This window comes from Pseudomonas algeriensis (genome assembly GCF_048847255.1).
Taxonomy (GTDB): Bacteria; Pseudomonadota; Gammaproteobacteria; order Pseudomonadales; family Pseudomonadaceae; genus Aquipseudomonas.
Map to the genome: position 1 here is coordinate 130,404 of NZ_JBKKRK010000012.1, position 16,914 is coordinate 147,317.

Here is a 16,914-nt window from a genome sequence, read left to right on the forward strand (position 1 = left end):
TCCGCCCATAGTCCAACCCTCCGTAATCAAAGAATGATGGGCACGCTTACCCCGTATTCATTTGAAGTGACCTGGGATTCAAGATTTGGAAAAAACGCTCACGCCACGACGAACGGTGGCGCGAATTCAAATGCCGAAAGCCCTATGATTGTGGCGCTTGGCTGCGTACATCGCCTCATCGGCATGGCGGAACAGCGTTACGTCTTCGGTCCCGTGGTCAGGAAAACAGGCCAGACCGATGCTCGGCTCGATGCTGAGACAGTGGCCGTCCAGCCGCAGAGGTTGGGCCAATGCGAGACGAATTTTCTCCTGTACCCTGCCGGCATCTTCCACGCTGTGGACGCTATGGAGCAACACGACGAACTCATCGCCACCGATGCGCGCGACGGTGTCGGCGTCACGTATGCACCCCTTCAATCGGCTGGCGACCGCTTGCAGCAGCATATCGCCGACGCCATGGCCGTAGGTGTCGTTGACTTGCTTGAAACGATCCAGGTCGATGTACAACAACGCCATCCGTCCGGAAACAACACGGGCCGTGGCCAACGCGGCCTTGAACCGATCCCGCAGCAACTCACGGTTGGGTACCTGGGTCAGTTGGTCGTACTGCGCCATGTGCTGAAGCCGGGCGTGCAGTTGCTGGCGCTCGATGGCGAGGGTGATCTGGGCGCAGACGTATTGCAGCAATTCCTTGTCCTGCTCCGTATAGCGACCACTGTCCGGAGCACTTTTGACGATCAATGCGCCGATCGTACTGCCTTGCGAATTCAGCGGTACACCCAGCCAGCAAGGCGCATCAGGCTTCGCCACGAGGTCGCAGAACTCCACGGGCGACGAGCTGCAACCGGGCGTAAGCAGGATCGGCTGGCCGCTGCGTACCACTTCGGCGCACAAGCGCCCGATAGCCGTGCCAGGCAGCTCGGGCTGTCGTTCTCGATCGTCGACGTGATAGGCAAAGTTGAGCTGTGCGCACTGCTCGTCATACAAAGCCACCGAGAAATTCAGCGCTGGCAACCACTCGCCAATGATGAGGTGGATACGCTTGAATAATGCCAGCAAGTCAGCGGCGGCATGGGCCGCCTCGGAAATTGCATACAACGCGGCCTGCCTGGATTCCGCCTGCTTGCGCTCGGTGATGTCGCGAGCCACGGCGATCCGAAGCTGGTCAGCCTCCGACCAGCGCGCCGACCACAAGATGTGCACAACGCCACCGTCCTTGCGCAGATAGCGGTTTTCGAAATTGAGCTTGGGCTCGCCCCCCATGATCTCCCGCGCCGCCTCGAGGGTCCGTTGGCGATCGGCGGGATGAACCAGCTCGATCATCGACCGACCGATCAGTTCCTGGGGGGTATAGCCGAAAATACGCTCGCAGGCGGCGCTGACGAATACGAAGCGTCCCTGGACATCGACGGCGCAGACGGCATCGAGCAGCAGGTCGAGGTAACTGGCCAACGGCGTGGAGTTTCGGGTGTCCATGGCGCGCAAGCCATCCGGGTAATCAAGCAATGGGCGAACCGGGTCGCCCCCGTTCATGACGCCGACGGAGCATGCAAAGCCGACGCGCCCCCCACGGTACCGATGAGGATAGCGCAGGGTATCGACACGCGGGGTGCCCAGACGCCTGAGGATAGCAAACGCCCCGGGCTCAGAGGCCAGGAAGCAGCTCCGACATGGCAAATGGATTTCCCGGCCAAGGTCCTAGGCAGGGTCCTACGCAGAAGTCTCCGGTAACACTCAAACACGCCGGAATCAGCCGATTCAAAGCCCCGCCCATCGGTCTGTAAAGTCTGGACACACAAGCCCCACGGACAGCAACGCTAACCAAGGAATGTTCACGCCTATGAACCAGATTGCGCAGCCCACTCAGCACTTCAGTAACTATCGCAAAATCATTTCCCTGGCGGACCGGGACTGGCAGAACGCCGAAAACGGAAAGATCGCTGGACTGAGCGTCGAGGTCCAGTCTCCCAACGTGCTCATCGACCAATATGGTCGCACCTTGCATCACTTTTGCACCACGTCGTACCTGGGCCTGGATTACCACCCCGCCTTGCTGGATGGCGCCATGACCACGCTGTGGGAAACAGGAACACTGCGTGTCGCCAACTCCAGAAACCGCAGCCGGCTGGCAATCCTGGACCAATACGAAACCCAGCTGTCGGAGTTGTTCGGCGCCAGCTGCCTCAGTGCGCTGTCCTGCAGTGCGGCGAGTTCGGGAATCCTGCCGCTGCTGGCCAGCGGCGCGCTGACGAAAAACCGCCCGCCGGTGATGGTGTTCGACAAGCACGCCCACTACTCGATGAACCATATCAAGGCCGCTTGTGCGGATGAAACCCAGGTCCTCACCTGCCCACACAACGACATGGATTTTCTTGAGGACGTCTGCAAACGCCAGGGCAACGTGGCCTACGTGACGGACGGCGCCTACAGCATGGGCGGCATGGCGGACCTGGACAGTTTGTTGTACCTCAGACAGCGCTATGGTCTGTTCCTTTATTTGGACGATTCCCATGCCGTGTCTACCGTGGGGCCCTGCGGCATCGGTCGGGTACGCTCACGGATCCACGCCTTGGATGAGCGAACCCTGATCGTCGCCTCGCTGGCCAAGTCTTTCGGGGCCAGTGGCGGGCTGGCCATGTTCGGCAGCGAGCGGCACAAGACGCTGGTGCAGCGTTACGGCGGCCCCGCCAGCTGGTCGCAGAGCCTCAATTCGGCGGCTATCGGCGCCGGCATGGCCTCGATCCGCTTGCATCGCAGTCGAGAGTTCCACGCCTTGCAAGAACGTTTGCAGGCTAATATCCGTTTTTTCGACAGCCTCATCCGCACCGAACAGTATGCAAGCCCCATGGCAATCCGCCTGGTGCGCTGCGGTGAGGCAGCCCTGGCTACCCGCCTGGCGGTGGAGTTGGCCGACCTGGGGTATTTCACTTCAGCGGTCTTTTTCCCCGTGGTGCCGCAAGACAAGGCCGCGATCCGCATCACCCTGCGCGCCGACATGGCGCCGGACGTGATTCGTTCGTTCTGCGAACAGCTGACCAGTCTTTTGGTGGCCCAAGGCCGTGATATCCGTCCTTGAAACGAGACCTTGATGAAAAACCGTACAACACTGATCGTCACCTGCACCACGGTCTTCCTGGCACAGCTGGGCATGAGCATCTATCTGCCAGCCCTGCCGGATATCGCCCAGGCCCTGGGCGCCGATGCATCCCGAGTGTCGTGGGGGTTGTCGGTGTACCTGGTCGGCATGGCCTTGCCGATGCTGATGTGGGGCAGCCTGAGCCAGCGTCTTGGACGCAAACCGGTGCTGGTGGCGGCATTGACGCTGTACGGCCTCGCAAACCTGGCGCTGCCGTTGGGTACGACGATAGAAACGTTCCTGGCGTTCAGGTTGGTCCAGGGCGTCGGCGCCAGCGGTATTTCGGTGATGGCGAGGGTGCTGATCCGTGACAGCTTCAGCGGCGACCTGCTGGCCAAGGCCTTGTCCTGGATATCGATCGCCTTCGTGGTTGCCCTCGGCATCGGCCAGTACCTCGGCTCACTGATCCAGGCTGCGTTTGGATGGGAGGCGATTTTTCTCGGATTGGGCGCGGCCAGCCTGGTCATGGCCGCCGCGGTGTCCACGGCGGCGTTCCCGGTACTTGCCGAAAACAGCAATGGACAGTCGGCTTGGGGGATCTACGTACGGATACTCCAGCATCGTGGTTTTCTGTTGCCTGCGTTGGCGGGCGGGTTGGGTTATGGCGTGATCATCGCCTTCAACACCGCCGCGCCGCTGATCCTGCAACAGGGCTTTCACTGGTCTGCCATCGAGTATGGGCTGTTGGGCTGGCCGATCAGCGGCGCGTACTTGCTGGGCGCGCTCGCGGTCAATGCCTTTGTGCTGCGCACGGGCCAGCGCCGGCTGATGGGTTGGGGCATTGCCCTGGTCCTGGGTGGCAGCGCGACCATGCTGGCAGGAAGCGTTTCACTGAGCAGCGTCGCGCTTTTGTTCTGGTTGCCATACTGCTTCGCGGTGTTCGGCCAGTCGTTGAATTATCCGATCAGCCTGTCGCTGGCAAACGAAGGCTCGCCGATCGCCGGCGCTTACGCCATGGCGTTGAGCGGTTTCCTGCACCAGCTGATGGCGTCTATGATCGGCGCGATCGCCAGCCTCTTGCTAAGCCAACAGGCGTGGCCACTCGCGGTTTTATGCATGTTATTGGCGACGGCGGCGACGCTGTGCGCCAGGTTCACGCCAAATGGACCGGGTCGGTAATAACACAGGAAATCGACTGTTCAAAACGCATCTCGATCTGGCTCAAGACTGGGTCGTGATAAAGTCACGCCCTGCCTTAGCCACGTTTTGAGATGATTTTTGCGATGACCGATTTCCAGGAATACGACGCCCGGCTCGAAGATTGGGAGACCTTGCGCGCCGACACCGCCTTCAGCGGCTTGTTGGTGGGCAATGGCGCCAGCCGCGCCGTGTGGGATGATTTCGGCTATGACTCGTTGTTCGAGAACGCCCGCACCGTCGAGGAAAAACCCTTGAGCGCGTCGGAACTGAGCGTGTTCGACGCGCTGCAGACACGCAGTTTCGAACAAGTGCTGGGGGCGCTGAAAACCACCAGTCGGGTCAACAAGGCCTTGGCCGTCAGCTCCGCGGCGCCGCGCAATCGTTATTACGCGATCAAGGAAGCGCTGATCAACACCGTACATGCGGTGCATATTCCTTGGCGGCTGGTACAACCGTCGACCCTGGAGAACCTCAATCAGGAACTGGGCCGCTACCGTACGGTGTTTACCACCAACTACGATCTGCTGAGCTATTGGGCGATCCAACAAGCGCCCGAAACCCTCACCGATCTGTTCCTGGGGGCCGACCACAGCTTTGACCTGAGCCAGGCCCACCTCGACAAACCCCGTCTCTTGTACCTGCACGGTGGCCTGCACCTGGTGCGCAACCAGGACGGCACGGCACGCAAGCTCACCTCCACCGAAGGCACGCTGCTGGGCAGCTTCGCCATCAACAACACCATCAAGACCCTCGACGATGTGCCGTTGTTGGTCAGCGAAGGGCCGAGCCAGGACAAACTCAAAACGATTCGCAGCAGCGACTATCTGTCGTTCTGCTACGACCAACTGCTGCACCACCACGACAATCTGTGCCTGTTCGGCCACGCCCTGGGCGAGCAGGACAGCCACATTGTCGATGCCTTGCGCCAAGCCGCGCCGAAGACCGTCGCCATCTCGATCTACCCACGCAGCCAGGCGTTCATCCAGCATCAGAAACGGCATTACGCCAAGCTATTCCAGGGTCTGGGCACAGAGCTGCGTTTCTTCGATGCCAAGAGCCATCCGCTGGGCGATCCGAAGCTGTCGGTGCCGGTGGAGGTCTAGACCGCGCCGTTTGACTCGGCGCCTATAGGGTAATCGCCGTACCGAGCAACGTCAGGAACCCCGCCAGCCAGCTCGGGTGCGCCGGCCAGGCCGGTGCCGTGGCGAGGTTGCCCTGGACATGGCCTTCGGTCACCGGGATGTCGATGAACGTCCCGCCGGCCAAGCGCACTTCCGGGGCACAGGCCGGATAGGCGCTGCACTCGCGCCCCTCCAGGATGCCCGCCGCCGCCAGCAATTGCGCCCCGTGGCACACCGCCGCGATCGGCTTGCCCGCCAAGTCAAAATCGCGCACCAGTTGCAAGACTTTTTCATTCAGCCGCAAGTATTCCGGAGCGCGACCGCCTGGCACCAGCAACGCATCGTAGTCGGCCGCCTCGACGCTGGCGAAGTCATGGTTGAGGGCGAACAGATGTCCCGGTTTTTCGCTGTAGGTCTGGTCGCCCTCGAAGTCATGAATCGCCGTGCGGACAGTCTGCCCGGTCGTTTTATCCGGGCACACGGCATGGACGGTGTGGCCGATCATCTGCAGGGCCTGAAACGGCACCATGACTTCGTAATCTTCGACGTAATCGCCGACCAGCATGAGGATTTTCTTGGCGGCCATGGAATGGGCTCCTTTGGAATGCGTGAGAGTGGACGCATTAAAGGTAGACCGCTGTAACGACAGCCCGCCATTAACTGACAGACTGCACCACTTGATGGGTGGGAGCGAGCCTGCTCGCGAATCAGGCAGCGCGGTTTGTCAGATATTCGCGTTATCGTTCTTCGCGAGCAGGCTCGCTCCCACAGGGTTCAGGTCGGTTTGTCAGGCCAGGTAGCCATCCGCCCGCAGCAGCGTTTCGAGGCAGTGCTCGGTAATGTGGTAGAACGCCTTGAGTTCGTCGATCCTGGCCAGCAGTTCGGTGGGCTCCACCGGTTCGGGACGTTTGACCGCCAGGATCATCTTGTTCTTGTTGGTGTGGTCCAGGGAAATGAACTCGAACACCTTGGTCTCATAGCCGCAGGCTTCGAGGAACAACGCCCGCAAACTGTCGGTGACCATTTCCGCCTGCTGGCCCAGGTGCAGGCCATATTGCAACATCGGCTTGAGCAGCGCCGGGCTCTGGATTTGCAGGCGGATCTGCTTGTGGCAGCACGGTGAGCACATGATGATCGAGGCGTCCGAGCGGATGCCCATGTGGATAGCGTAATCGGTGGCGATGTCGCAGGCGTGCAAGGCGATCATCACATCCACCGCGCTCGGCGCCACGGTGCGCACGTCACCGTGCTGGAAACTCAGGCCCGGATGCTCCAGTCGTGCCGCGGCTTCATTGCACAGCTTGACCATGTCTTCGCGCAGCTCGACACCCGTCACCACGCCTTCGGCCTGCAAGGTATTGCGCAAGTAATCATGGATGGCGAAGGTCAGGTAGCCCTTGCCCGAGCCGAAATCCGAGACTCGCACCGGCTTGTCCAAGGCCAATGGCGAAGATGTCAGCGCGTGGCTGAACACTTCGATGAACTTGTTGATCTGCTTCCACTTGCGCGACATGGCCGGGATCAATTCGTGCTTATGGTTGGTCACCCCCAGGTCGGCCAAAAAGGGCCGATTCAGGTCGAGGAAGCGGTTTTTTTCGCGGTTGTGCCCGGCGGACGGTACTTCCCGCAGTTGCTGCGGCTTGCTCTTGAACAGCGAGCTCTTGCCTTTCTTGCTGTATTCCAACTGCGCCTCGTCGGTAATCGCCAACAAGTGAGCATTCTTGAACGAAGTCGGCAACAGCGTGGCGATGGCATCCACGCCTTCGGCCAGCGAAAAATTCTTGGTGATGTCGCGGGTTTTGTAGCGATAGACAAAGGACAGGCACGGCTGGTCCTTGACGGTCAGTTGCTTGATGATCAGCCGCTGCAGATCGCTTTCGTCACCGACGTACTTGGCCAGCACCAGCTTGATGAACGCGTTTTGTTCGAGACTGGTTTGCAAAAGCTCGATGAACTGAGCGTGGTGATCCGGCCCGGGACGGGTGGGAGTTGCGGTGACGGACATGGAAAAGCGGCCTCGGGGCGGGCGGATCGGGAATGACGGGTATTTTAGGGGGGATCGGATGCGGGGGCACGGGGAATTTCCCCAACGGTGCGAAATGCGCAGCGCAATCTAGGTGGCAGCGCGCTTTTGTGGCGAGGGAGCTTGCTCCCGCTCGGCTGCGAAGCAGTCGTCGATGTGCGAGCCCGTTGCCTGACCCTGGAATCGATGGGGACCGCTTCGCGGTCCAGCGGGAGCAAGCTCCCTCGCCACAAACGCGCCTTCGCCATGATGGCCGGCAGCCAATCAGCCCAACACCACCAACCGATTCGGCAGCTCATTACGCGCATGGGTCACCGGCACGTGCTCCTTGAGCAATTCGCCGCAAGCCTCGATGCACGCCACAAAACCTTGCAACGTCTGGCCCTGGCGAACCTGCTGGGTGAACGTACCGACAATGGCATCCCAATGGCTGTTGTCGAGTCGCTTGGAAATACCCTCGTCCACCAGGATTTCCACATACCGCTCGGCCTCGCAGACGAAAATGAGCATGCCGGTGCTGCCTACGGTGTGATGCAGGTTCTGTTCGAGGAATTGCCGGCGCGCCAGGTTGGAAGCCCGCCAGTGGCGTACCGAGCGAGGAATGAGGTGCGTGGTGACGGCAGGAATGCGAAACATCAGACACAGCACGATGAAACCACCCCATTGCACCCACAACAGGCTATGCACGCTCAGCCATCCCGTCACGTAATGCAGGATGCCCGGCACTACCAGCGCCAGCAGGCTGGCCCAGAGCAAGGGGATATAGGCGTAGTCATCGGCGCGGGCGGCGAGCACCGTGACCAGTTCGGCGTCGGTGTCGCGCTCGACCCGAGCGATCGCCTCGGCCACTTTGCGCTGTTCGTGTTCAGTCAGTAATGCCATGTTTGAAAATGCCCGCTCATTGTTATTCTCACCAGCCGCCGGACGAACCGCCGCCGCCGAAACTGCCGCCACCACCGCTGAAGCCACCGCCACCACCACCGCCGAAGCCGCCTCCTCCGCCTCTATAACTTGCGCCGGAGCCCCCTCCGCTGGGCAGGATACCGAGCACTTGGCAAACGAAAATCGTCAGGATGAAAAGCATCGCGAGGAAGATGAACAAGCCTGGGTGGCGCTCGACGAAATCGCCCTCGTCCGCACTGCCCGCGCTGTATGCCGCAGCCGGTTCATCGAGGGGGTTGCCACCCAACACCACGAGCATCGCCGCCACACCGTCACTGATGCCCTTGTTGAAGTTGCCCGTCTTGAACGCCGGGGTGATCACCTGGTTGATGATCACCGAACTCTGGGCGTCGGTCAGGCGATCTTCCAGCCCGTAACCCACTTCGATGCGCAGTTTACGGTCATCGCGGGCGACGATCAGCAGCGCGCCGTTGTTTTTATCCTTTTGCCCGATGCCCCAATGGCGCCCCAATTGATAACCGAAGTCTTCGATGCTGGCGCCTTGAAGGTTCGTCAGCGTAACGACAACCACCTGCTCGCCGGTGGTCTGTTCATGGGCCTTGAGTTGCGCATCGAGTTGCGTGCGCACCGATGGGTCGAGCAACTGGGCTGTGTCCACCACCCGCCCGGTCAGCGCCGGGAAGCTCAATTCTGCCTGGGCCGTGGCTGCAAAAGCCCAGAGCAACAGCACGAACAGCTTCAAGCTTCGAGCAGCAAGCCTCAAGCCGAAAGCCGTACGCGTTACCTGAGCTTGCAGCTTGCCGCTCAGAACTTGAGGCTGCTCCATCAGAACTTCACTTCAGGCGCTTTTTCGGCATTCGGGCTGGTGGCCTCGAAGGTCTCGCGAACTGGCAGATCGCTGTACATCACGCTGTGCCACAGGCGACCCGGGAAGGTACGAATCTCTGTGTTGTATTTCTGCACGGCCAGGATGAAATCACGACGCGCCACGGCGATGCGGTTCTCGGTGCCTTCGAGTTGCGATTGCAAGGCCAGGAAGTTCTGGTTGGCCTTCAGGTCCGGGTAGCGCTCGGATACCACCATCAGGCGGCTCAATGCGCCGCTCAACTGGTCCTGGGCCTGCTGGAACTGCTTGAGTTTTTCCGGGTTGTCCAGGGTGCTGGCATCGACCTGAATGGACGTGGCCTTGGCCCGGGCTTCGATCACCGCCGTCAAGGTTTCCTGCTCATGCTGGGCGTAACCCTTGACGGTCTCCACCAGGTTGGGAATCAGGTCGGCGCGGCGCTGGTATTGGTTCTGCACCTGGCCCCAGGCCGCCTTTGCCTGCTCGTCCAGGGTCGGGATGTTGTTGATGCCGCAACCGGCCAGCAGCGTGGTGAACAGCATCAGGGCCAGCATTTGCAGCGCGCTGCGGTGGTTCAGTCGTCGAATCATCGGGTGAAGCTCTCCCTTGTATTGCATTAAGAAAACACCGCCACCTATCTTACCGGCGTCTGGGGCATAATCGCCGCCGCACTGGATCGAATCGGGTCTATGGGCTAAAAGATGCGCAGTGCGAAACTAAGTTCATCGGCACAGGTTCGAAAGTGTGCTGCATTTAACTGGATAACACCCGAACAACAATAGCCGTTCCTCACATTTAGGCTGACCGGCGTGTCCTGATCACCGCCCTTTAGGCTTGCGAGAAAACTATTCATGAAGAAGCTGTGTTTGCTGGGCCTGTTTGTCAGTCTGGCCAGTCAATCCGTATTAGCCGACAACCTGCCAGCCCCCATAGAGAACAAGGACGCTTTCATCAGCAGCCTGATGAAGCAAATGACCCTCGAGGAAAAGATCGGCCAGCTGCGCCTGATCAGCATCGGCCCGGAGATGCCCCGGGAGATGATCCGCAAGGAAATTGCCGCCGGCAACATCGGAGGCACATTCAACTCCATTACCCGCGATGAGAACCGTCCGATGCAGGACGCGGCCATGCGCAGCCGGCTGAAGATCCCGATGTTCTTCGCCTATGACGTGATTCATGGCCATCGCACCATTTTCCCGATTCCCCTGGCCCTGGCCTCGAGCTGGGACATGGACGCCATCTACCGCTCCGGCCGCATCGCGGCCAAGGAAGCAGCGGCCGACAGCATCGACATCACCTTCGCGCCCATGGTCGATATCTCCCGCGATCCACGCTGGGGCCGGACCTCCGAAGGCTTCGGCGAAGACACTTATCTGGTGTCGCGCATTGCCGGGGTGATGGTCAAGGCGTTCCAGGGCACCGGCGCCAACGCCGCCGACAGCATCATGGCCAGCGTCAAGCACTTCGCCCTGTACGGCGCCGTGGAAGGCGGCCGGGACTACAACACCGTGGACATGAGCCCGGTGAAAATGTACCAGGACTACCTGCCGCCCTATCGCGCCGCCATCGACGCCGGCGCGGGCGGGGTGATGGTCGCGCTGAATTCCATCAACGGCGTACCGGCCACCGCGAACACATGGTTGATGCACGACCTGCTGCGCAAGGAATGGGGCTTCAAGGGCCTGGCCGTCAGTGACCACGGCGCGATTTTCGAGCTGATCAAGCATGGCGTCGCTCGGGACGGTCGCGAAGCGGCCAGGCTAGCGATCAAGGCCGGCATCGACATGAGCATGAACGACTCGCTCTATGGCAAGGAGCTGCCAGGGCTGCTCAAGGCGGGCGAGATCGAGCAGAGCGACCTCGACAACGCGGTGCGTGAAGTGCTGGCCGCCAAGTACGACATGGGCTTGTTCAAGGATCCGTACCTGCGTATCGGCAAGGCCGAGGACGACCCGGCCGATGTCTATGCCGACAACCGCATGCACCGCGCCGATGCCCGTGACGTGGCGCGCCGCAGCCTGGTGCTGCTGGAAAACCGCAACCAGACCCTGCCCCTGAAGAAAACCGCGAAGATCGCTTTGGTCGGCCCGCTGGCCAAGGCGCCGATCGACATGATGGGCAGTTGGGCCGCCGCCGGGCGCCCGGCGTTGTCGGTCACGGTGTATGACGGCATGGCCCGCGCGTTGGGCGGTGAGTCGAAGCTGATCTATGCCCGTGGCGCCAACATCACGGGCGACAAGAAGGTGCTCGACTACCTGAACTTCCTCAACTTCGATGCCCCGGAAGTGGTGGACGATCCGCGTCCGGCCCAAGTGCTGATCGATGAAGCGGTGAAAGCCGCGAAAGAAGCGGACGTAGTCGTCGCCGCCGTGGGCGAGTCCCGTGGCATGTCCCATGAATCGTCGAGCCGTACCGAACTGAACATTCCCGCCAGCCAGCGCGAGCTGATCAAGGCCCTGAAGGCCACCGGCAAGCCGTTGGTGCTGGTGTTGATGAATGGCCGCCCGCTGTCATTGCTGGAAGAAAAACAGCAGGCCGATGCGATCCTGGAAACCTGGTTCAGCGGTACAGAAGGCGGCAACGCCATCGCGGACGTGCTGTTCGGCGACTACAACCCGTCGGGCAAGCTGCCGATCACGTTCCCACGCTCGGTCGGGCAGATTCCGACCTACTACAACCACCTGAGCATTGGTCGGCCGTTCACGCCGGGCAAGCCAGGCAACTACACTTCGCAGTACTTCGACGACACCACCGGCCCGCTCTACCCGTTCGGCTATGGGCTGAGCTACACGACGTTCAGCCTGTCGGACATGGCCCTGTCGTCCACCACGCTGAACAAGACCGGCAAGCTCGACGCCAGCATCACTCTGGAAAACACCGGCGATCGTGACGGCGAAACCGTGGTGCAGCTGTACATCCAGGACGTTACCGGCTCGATCATCCGTCCGGTGAAGGAGCTGAAAAACTTCCGCAAGGTCATGCTCAAGGCCGGCGAGAAGAAGGTCATCCACTTCGACATCACCGAAGACGACCTGAAGTTCTTCAACGCGCAGCTCAAGTACGCGGCAGAGCCAGGCAAGTTCAACGTGCAGATCGGCCTGGATTCCCAGGACGTGAAGCAGCAGAGTTTTGAGTTGCTCTGACCCAACGACACTGCAATAACTTTGTGGGAGCGAGCTTGCTCGCGATGAGGCCCCATCAGTCACCGCATCATCGACTGTCAGGCCGCCATCGCGAGCAAGCTCGCTCCCACATTGGTTTTGCGGTGGATGGTTAACCCCGCCGATCCAGCAGATTCACCACCACCCGATCCACCAACCCCCATACCCTTTGCTTGAAGCGCTTCCACAATGGCCGGCGCTGCCAGGTGTCGAGGCTCACTTGCAGGCTCTGCTCGAAGTCCCGTTCAAAACTGGCGGCCACGGCCTTGCTCAGCCCAGAGTCCAGTGCTTCCAGGTTGGCTTCGAGGTTGAAGCGCAGGTTCCAGTGATCGAAATTGCATGAGCCAATGCTGACCCAATCGTCCACCAGCACCATTTTCAAGTGCAGGAAGCAGGGCTGGTATTCGTAGATTTTCACCCCTGCCTTGAGCAAGCGTGGGTAATAGCGATGGCCTGCGTATCGCACCGATGGATGATCCGTGCGCGGGCCCGTCAGCAGCAGCCGCACGTCGATGCCTCGCGCCGCGGCCTTGCGCAAGGAGCGGCGCACGTTCCAGGTCGGCAAAAAGTATGGCGTGGCCATCCAGATGCGTTTCTGGCCGCTGTTCAATGCCCGGGATAGCGACTGCAGGATGTCGCGGTGCTGGCGGGCGTCGGCATAGGCGACCCGGCCCATGCCTTCGCCCACCGGCGGGACGCGAGGCAGACGGGGCAGGCCGAAATTGGACGCCGGTTTCCAGGCCCGTCGATGGCGGTTGGCAAGCCATTGGCGATCGAACAGCAACTGCCAGTCCAGCACCAGCGGGCCGACGATTTCCACCATCACTTCGTGCCAATCGCTTCGGTCGTCCGAAGGGTTCCAGAATTCGTCGGTGACCCCGGTACCGCCCACCACCGCCAAGCGTTGGTCGACCAACAGCAACTTGCGGTGATCGCGGTAGAGATTGCGCACCCAACGCCGCCAACTCAGGCGATTGTAGAACCGCAGCTCCACGCCCGCCAGGATGAGGCGATTGCGCAGGCCCAAGGTAAACGCCAGGCTGCCATAGTCATCGAACAGACAGCGCACGCGCACCCCGCGCTCGGCCGCCTGGACAAGGGCCTGGACCATCGCCTCGGCGCAAGCGCCCGCTTCCACCAGGTACAACTCCAGTTCGACCTGTTCCTGGGCGCGGGCGATTTCCACCAGCATGCGCGGGAAAAATTGCGGGCCGTCGATCAACAGCTCGAAGCGATTGCCTTCACGCCAGGGAAAGACCGGGCCGCTCATGTCAGCGCGCCGTGAAAATCAGCACCGCACTCACCGGCACCGACAGGCTGATGGTCGACAATCCGGCCAGGTCGCGCAGCTTCTCCAACCCCGGCGCCAGGTCGAAATCCGCCGCGTTGAGCACCACCGGTTCCAGGGTCACGACCTGAAAACGCCGCTCATCCAGGCGAGTCGCCAGCAGTTGGACGTTGTACTCATGCTGCTTGCCATGCAGGTCCACGGTCACCGGCAGGCGCAGTTCCAGTTGCGCGCCGTTGGCCAGGTCCTGGATCGGCATCAGGTCGAGCTGCGCGGTGATGGTGGCTTCGGCGAATTGCTTGATATCGAACAACTCGGCGCGCATGCGCTCGTCCCGCAGGGGGATACCGCTGTTGATGGATTCGAGTTCGACCTCCAGCCGTGCCTGGCCCTTGGGCTGGACCTGCCCATGAAGCACCAGGAAACGCTGGACTTCGGAGACATTGCCGTTTTTGCTGCTGATAAAGGAAAGTCGCGAGGACTCACCATCCAGGTACCAGTCGGCCTGGGCCGGCAGCGTGGCGCAGGCCAGGAGCAAGGTGGTGACAGCGCGAGAAAATAACCGCTTGAACATACAGACTCGGGGGGCAGATAAACCTGTGGCGAACCTTAACCGGGCCGAGGGCGCTTGCAAACTGTCAGTTTCACAACATCGCTGCTGCCAACATAACCCAGTGGCGAGGGAGCTTGCTCCCGCTGGGCTGTGAAGCAGCCCCAAGTCGCGATTGACTGAAGGATTTGCGAGCGCTGCGCACTCGAGCGGGAGCAAGCTCTCTCGCCACAAAAGGCATCGCTGAAACAGCATTCAGGGTTCCAACCGACAGCCTTCCCGCTCCCCCATCCACCGCGCACTGTGGCTACGCCCCAAGCCGCTGACTGTGATGCGTTTTGCTTCGACGGTCTCAAGGAAATCGCTGATCGGCACCGACTGCTTCACATAGCCGCGGCAATAGTCGGCCGGTTGCCGCATCACATAGCGGCACGAGCAGTATTCCTTCGCGGTATAGGCGCTGATGATGTCGGGGAACGCCCGCAAGGCCACCCGCTCCTGCCAGCCCCAACCGAACAGGCCAACAAGCAACATCGACAAAATAATGAGCACTATCCTGCGCTTCATGGTTGCACCGTCCCGGCGAAGGCCGCCATGGCACGCTTGAGCAGTTCGTTGTGGCGATAGGTGCCGTCGCGGTCATCGCCGTAGCGCACGATCACCAGCCTGGCGCTGGGGATGACATACAGCGCCTGGCCCCAATGGCCCAGGGCGGCGAACGTATCCGGCGGCGCGTCAGGCCACGGGCGGGTCGACGGGTCGGCGCCGCGATTGAGCCACCAGTGTCCGCCAGGCACGGCTTCGTCCTGGCCCGCCTGAAACCGAGCGAAAGGCTCGCGGTTGAAGGCAATCCAATCCTTGGGAATCAATTGCCGATCGCCCCAACGGCCATCGCGTTGCATCAGCAGGCCGACACGCGCCAGGTCCCGGGCGGTGAGATAGCCATAGGACGAACCGACAAACGTGCCGCTGGCGTCGGTTTCCCAGGTCGCATGGCGGATGCCCAGCGGCTCGAACAAGGCTGTCCAGGGGTAATCGGCATAACGCGCCGGGCCGACGATATTTTTCAGGGCTTCCGCCAGCAGATTGCTGTCGCCGCTGGAATAACGGAACACCTGCCCGGGTGGGCTGAAGCTTTCGTGCCTGGCGGTGAACGCGGCCATGTCGTGGCGCCCACGGGTATAGAGCATCGCCACGACCGAGGAATTGAGTGGCGCGTATTCATAGTCTTCTTGCCAGTCCAGGCCAGACGCCCAATGAAAAAGATCGGCCAGGGTCATGTCCGGATGTCGCTTGAGCGGCGGGTAGTACTGGGCGGCTGGATCATCCAGGGCAAAGCGTTTTTCACCGTAGGCGACGCCGAACACCGTCGCCAGCAGGCTTTTACTGATGGACCAGGTCAGGTGCGGGGTCTGTGCGTCAGTCGGTCCGGCGTAGCGTTCGTAGACCAGTCGACCGTCCTGGATAACCACCAGCGCGTCGGTGCGGATGCCTTGGCGGGTGGCGTCGTCCCTGGGTGCAAAAGCGTAATGCGCCAAGGCTTCGATGGCCGGCCCACTCGAGGCCTGGCCGGTCGGCCATTGTTCGCCAGGCCAGACTTCGGCGCGGGCCGTCAGGGTCAGCAGCAGGAGCGAAAGCAACAACCAGCCTTTGGGCATGCGCGGGGCTCGCAGAGGTGAACTTGCAGAGCCTATTCAGACTTGATGACAGTTTAAGTTTTGGTGTTCGAAAGGACGCCATCGCGAGCAAGCTCGCTCCCACAGCGGACCTTATGCGCGACGCAAGCCCCGAAGGAGCGAGCTTGCTCGCGATGAGGCCCTTCAAATCGACGAAGACCCCAACGCCTTGTCCAACCGCTTGGCCCGCGCCCCCGCCGCGATGTCCATCACCGCCTTGTCACGCCTCCACATCTCACGCCACGCCGCCGGCCCATCGGCCAAGGCATCGTCCAACTCAGCATCGAGCCCTTTGAATTGGGCGAACAGCCCACCCAGCAACACATGCGCGACAGCACTCGAAGGGTTGTGGCGACTCGTCTGCGCGCAACCGGCGAGCAACGCCAACAGACGCAGTTGCAACGGCCGGGGCCAGCCGCATTCTTGCCCTAAGCCGTACAACCAGGCGGTGATCGCACTGAGCACGTAGACATCTTCCAAGGTGCGAAACGGTTTGACGTAGACGTCCCAGCCGTCGCCGGGGAGCAATTGGCACAGCGCACCGTCCAGCAACATCCGGCCATGGCTGATATCCGGCATGAACGGCAACGTCGGCAACTTTTCCAGCGTCACGCCCGGTTCGCCCGCATGCACCACCGCCAGGTTCAATCGCGGCGCCTCGCCGGGGGCCTCGCTTCGGGCCGCGACCAGCAACCACTCGGCGGCATCGCCCGCGGTGACGAAATCCTTGCGCCCGCTAAGCCGCAAGTCGGCGAGTCGGGTCTGCATGTCCGCCGGGCGCAAGCTGCGCTGCTCGGTTGCGCACAACGCACCGAGGCTTTGGGGCGCGCTCGGCCAAAGCGCCCGCAACGCCGCTTGGTAACCCACCAGAAACGCCAACCCGGGCGTGGCCATCGACCGACCGCCGACCACGGCCAACTCGAACGGCGTCACCGACCCCAGGCGATGCAGCAACGCGGCATAACCTTCGGCCAGATCCGCACAGGCGGGCAGCCGCTCGCCGCGTTCGATCAGGGTTTGCCAAGGCATCTGGGCCTCCTTGTGGGCTGTCATATAAGCATCACCAAAGCTT

At 61.4% G+C, this 16,914-nt stretch carries 15 protein-coding genes; 4 read left to right on the forward strand and 11 right to left on the reverse strand.

Translation table 11 applies throughout. From position 1 onward, the window contains the following. Positions 1 to 126 precede the first annotated feature (126 nt). Positions 127 to 1,476 (reverse strand): sensor domain-containing protein, encoded by a 1,350-nt coding sequence (locus tag ACLK1G_RS18510; RefSeq protein WP_420766739.1) that lies wholly within the window; start codon positions 1,474 to 1,476, stop codon positions 127 to 129. Positions 1,477 to 1,840: 364 nt separating this feature from the next. Between ACLK1G_RS18510 and ACLK1G_RS18515 the strand changes: the two genes are divergently transcribed. The 3 genes from ACLK1G_RS18515 (at position 1,841) to ACLK1G_RS18525 (ending at position 5,379) form a co-directional block, all read left to right on the forward strand. Beyond that, positions 1,841 to 3,076, forward strand: a complete 1,236-nt coding sequence (locus tag ACLK1G_RS18515; RefSeq protein ID WP_420766740.1) for an aminotransferase class I/II-fold pyridoxal phosphate-dependent enzyme — start codon at positions 1,841 to 1,843, stop codon at positions 3,074 to 3,076. A 12-nt stretch (positions 3,077 to 3,088) separates the two neighbouring features. After that, positions 3,089 to 4,255 (forward strand): MFS transporter, encoded by a 1,167-nt coding sequence (locus tag ACLK1G_RS18520; RefSeq protein ID WP_420766741.1) that lies wholly within the window; start codon positions 3,089 to 3,091, stop codon positions 4,253 to 4,255. 104 nt (positions 4,256 to 4,359) lie between these two features. Then, a complete protein-coding gene (locus ACLK1G_RS18525; protein ID WP_420766742.1) occupies positions 4,360 to 5,379 on the forward strand; it encodes a DUF4917 family protein in 1,020 nt (339 codons plus the stop codon). A gap of 22 nt (positions 5,380 to 5,401) precedes the next feature. On the opposite strand, the gene ACLK1G_RS18530 is transcribed toward ACLK1G_RS18525, so the two are convergent. The 5 genes from ACLK1G_RS18530 to ACLK1G_RS18550 form a co-directional block, all read right to left on the reverse strand. Further along, a complete protein-coding gene (locus tag ACLK1G_RS18530) occupies positions 5,402 to 5,983 on the reverse strand; it encodes a DJ-1/PfpI family protein (RefSeq protein WP_420766743.1) in 582 nt (193 codons plus the stop codon). A 201-nt stretch (positions 5,984 to 6,184) separates the two neighbouring features. Further along, positions 6,185 to 7,402 carry a class I SAM-dependent methyltransferase gene (locus ACLK1G_RS18535; RefSeq protein ID WP_420766744.1) on the reverse strand — a complete coding sequence of 406 codons (1,218 nt, stop codon included), beginning with the start codon at positions 7,400 to 7,402 and terminating at the stop codon, positions 6,185 to 6,187. A 282-nt stretch (positions 7,403 to 7,684) separates the two neighbouring features. Further along, a complete protein-coding gene (locus ACLK1G_RS18540; RefSeq protein WP_420766745.1) occupies positions 7,685 to 8,302 on the reverse strand; it encodes a TPM domain-containing protein in 618 nt (205 codons plus the stop codon). A gap of 28 nt (positions 8,303 to 8,330) precedes the next feature. Continuing rightward, positions 8,331 to 9,149 (reverse strand): TPM domain-containing protein, encoded by an 819-nt coding sequence (locus ACLK1G_RS18545; RefSeq protein ID WP_420766746.1) that lies wholly within the window; start codon positions 9,147 to 9,149, stop codon positions 8,331 to 8,333. Then, complete coding sequence (locus ACLK1G_RS18550) at positions 9,149 to 9,757, reverse strand: LemA family protein (protein ID WP_420766747.1); 609 nt, start codon at positions 9,755 to 9,757, stop codon at positions 9,149 to 9,151. The genes ACLK1G_RS18545 and ACLK1G_RS18550 overlap by 1 nt, the downstream gene beginning before the upstream one ends. Positions 9,758 to 10,018: 261 nt before the next feature. On the opposite strand from ACLK1G_RS18550, the gene bglX reads away from it, so the two are divergent. Next, the gene (gene bglX, locus ACLK1G_RS18555; RefSeq protein ID WP_420766748.1) at positions 10,019 to 12,310 is read left to right on the forward strand and encodes a beta-glucosidase BglX; all 2,292 of its coding nucleotides are present in this window, start codon (positions 10,019 to 10,021) and stop codon (positions 12,308 to 12,310) included. 130 nt (positions 12,311 to 12,440) lie between these two features. Here the strand turns inward: bglX and ACLK1G_RS18560 are convergent, their stop codons facing one another. The 5 genes from ACLK1G_RS18560 to ACLK1G_RS18580 form a co-directional block, all read right to left on the reverse strand. Further along, positions 12,441 to 13,598: a phospholipase D-like domain-containing protein gene (locus ACLK1G_RS18560; protein ID WP_420766749.1), complete on the reverse strand. Its 1,158-nt coding sequence runs from the start codon at positions 13,596 to 13,598 to the stop codon at positions 12,441 to 12,443. Position 13,599: 1 nt separating this feature from the next. Beyond that, the gene (locus ACLK1G_RS18565) at positions 13,600 to 14,190 is read right to left on the reverse strand and encodes a YceI family protein (RefSeq protein WP_420766750.1); all 591 of its coding nucleotides are present in this window, start codon (positions 14,188 to 14,190) and stop codon (positions 13,600 to 13,602) included. Positions 14,191 to 14,421: 231 nt separating this feature from the next. Further along, positions 14,422 to 14,733 (reverse strand): amidase, encoded by a 312-nt coding sequence (locus ACLK1G_RS18570; RefSeq protein ID WP_420766751.1) that lies wholly within the window; start codon positions 14,731 to 14,733, stop codon positions 14,422 to 14,424. Further along, positions 14,730 to 15,824, reverse strand: coding sequence for a serine hydrolase domain-containing protein (locus ACLK1G_RS18575; RefSeq protein ID WP_420766752.1), 1,095 nt, complete (start codon positions 15,822 to 15,824; stop codon positions 14,730 to 14,732). Before ACLK1G_RS18575 ends, ACLK1G_RS18570 begins: the two co-directional genes overlap by 4 nt. A gap of 162 nt (positions 15,825 to 15,986) precedes the next feature. Then, positions 15,987 to 16,871 carry an acyl-CoA dehydrogenase middle domain-containing protein gene (locus tag ACLK1G_RS18580; RefSeq protein ID WP_420766753.1) on the reverse strand — a complete coding sequence of 295 codons (885 nt, stop codon included), beginning with the start codon at positions 16,869 to 16,871 and terminating at the stop codon, positions 15,987 to 15,989. Between the last annotated feature and the right edge of the window lie 43 nt (positions 16,872 to 16,914).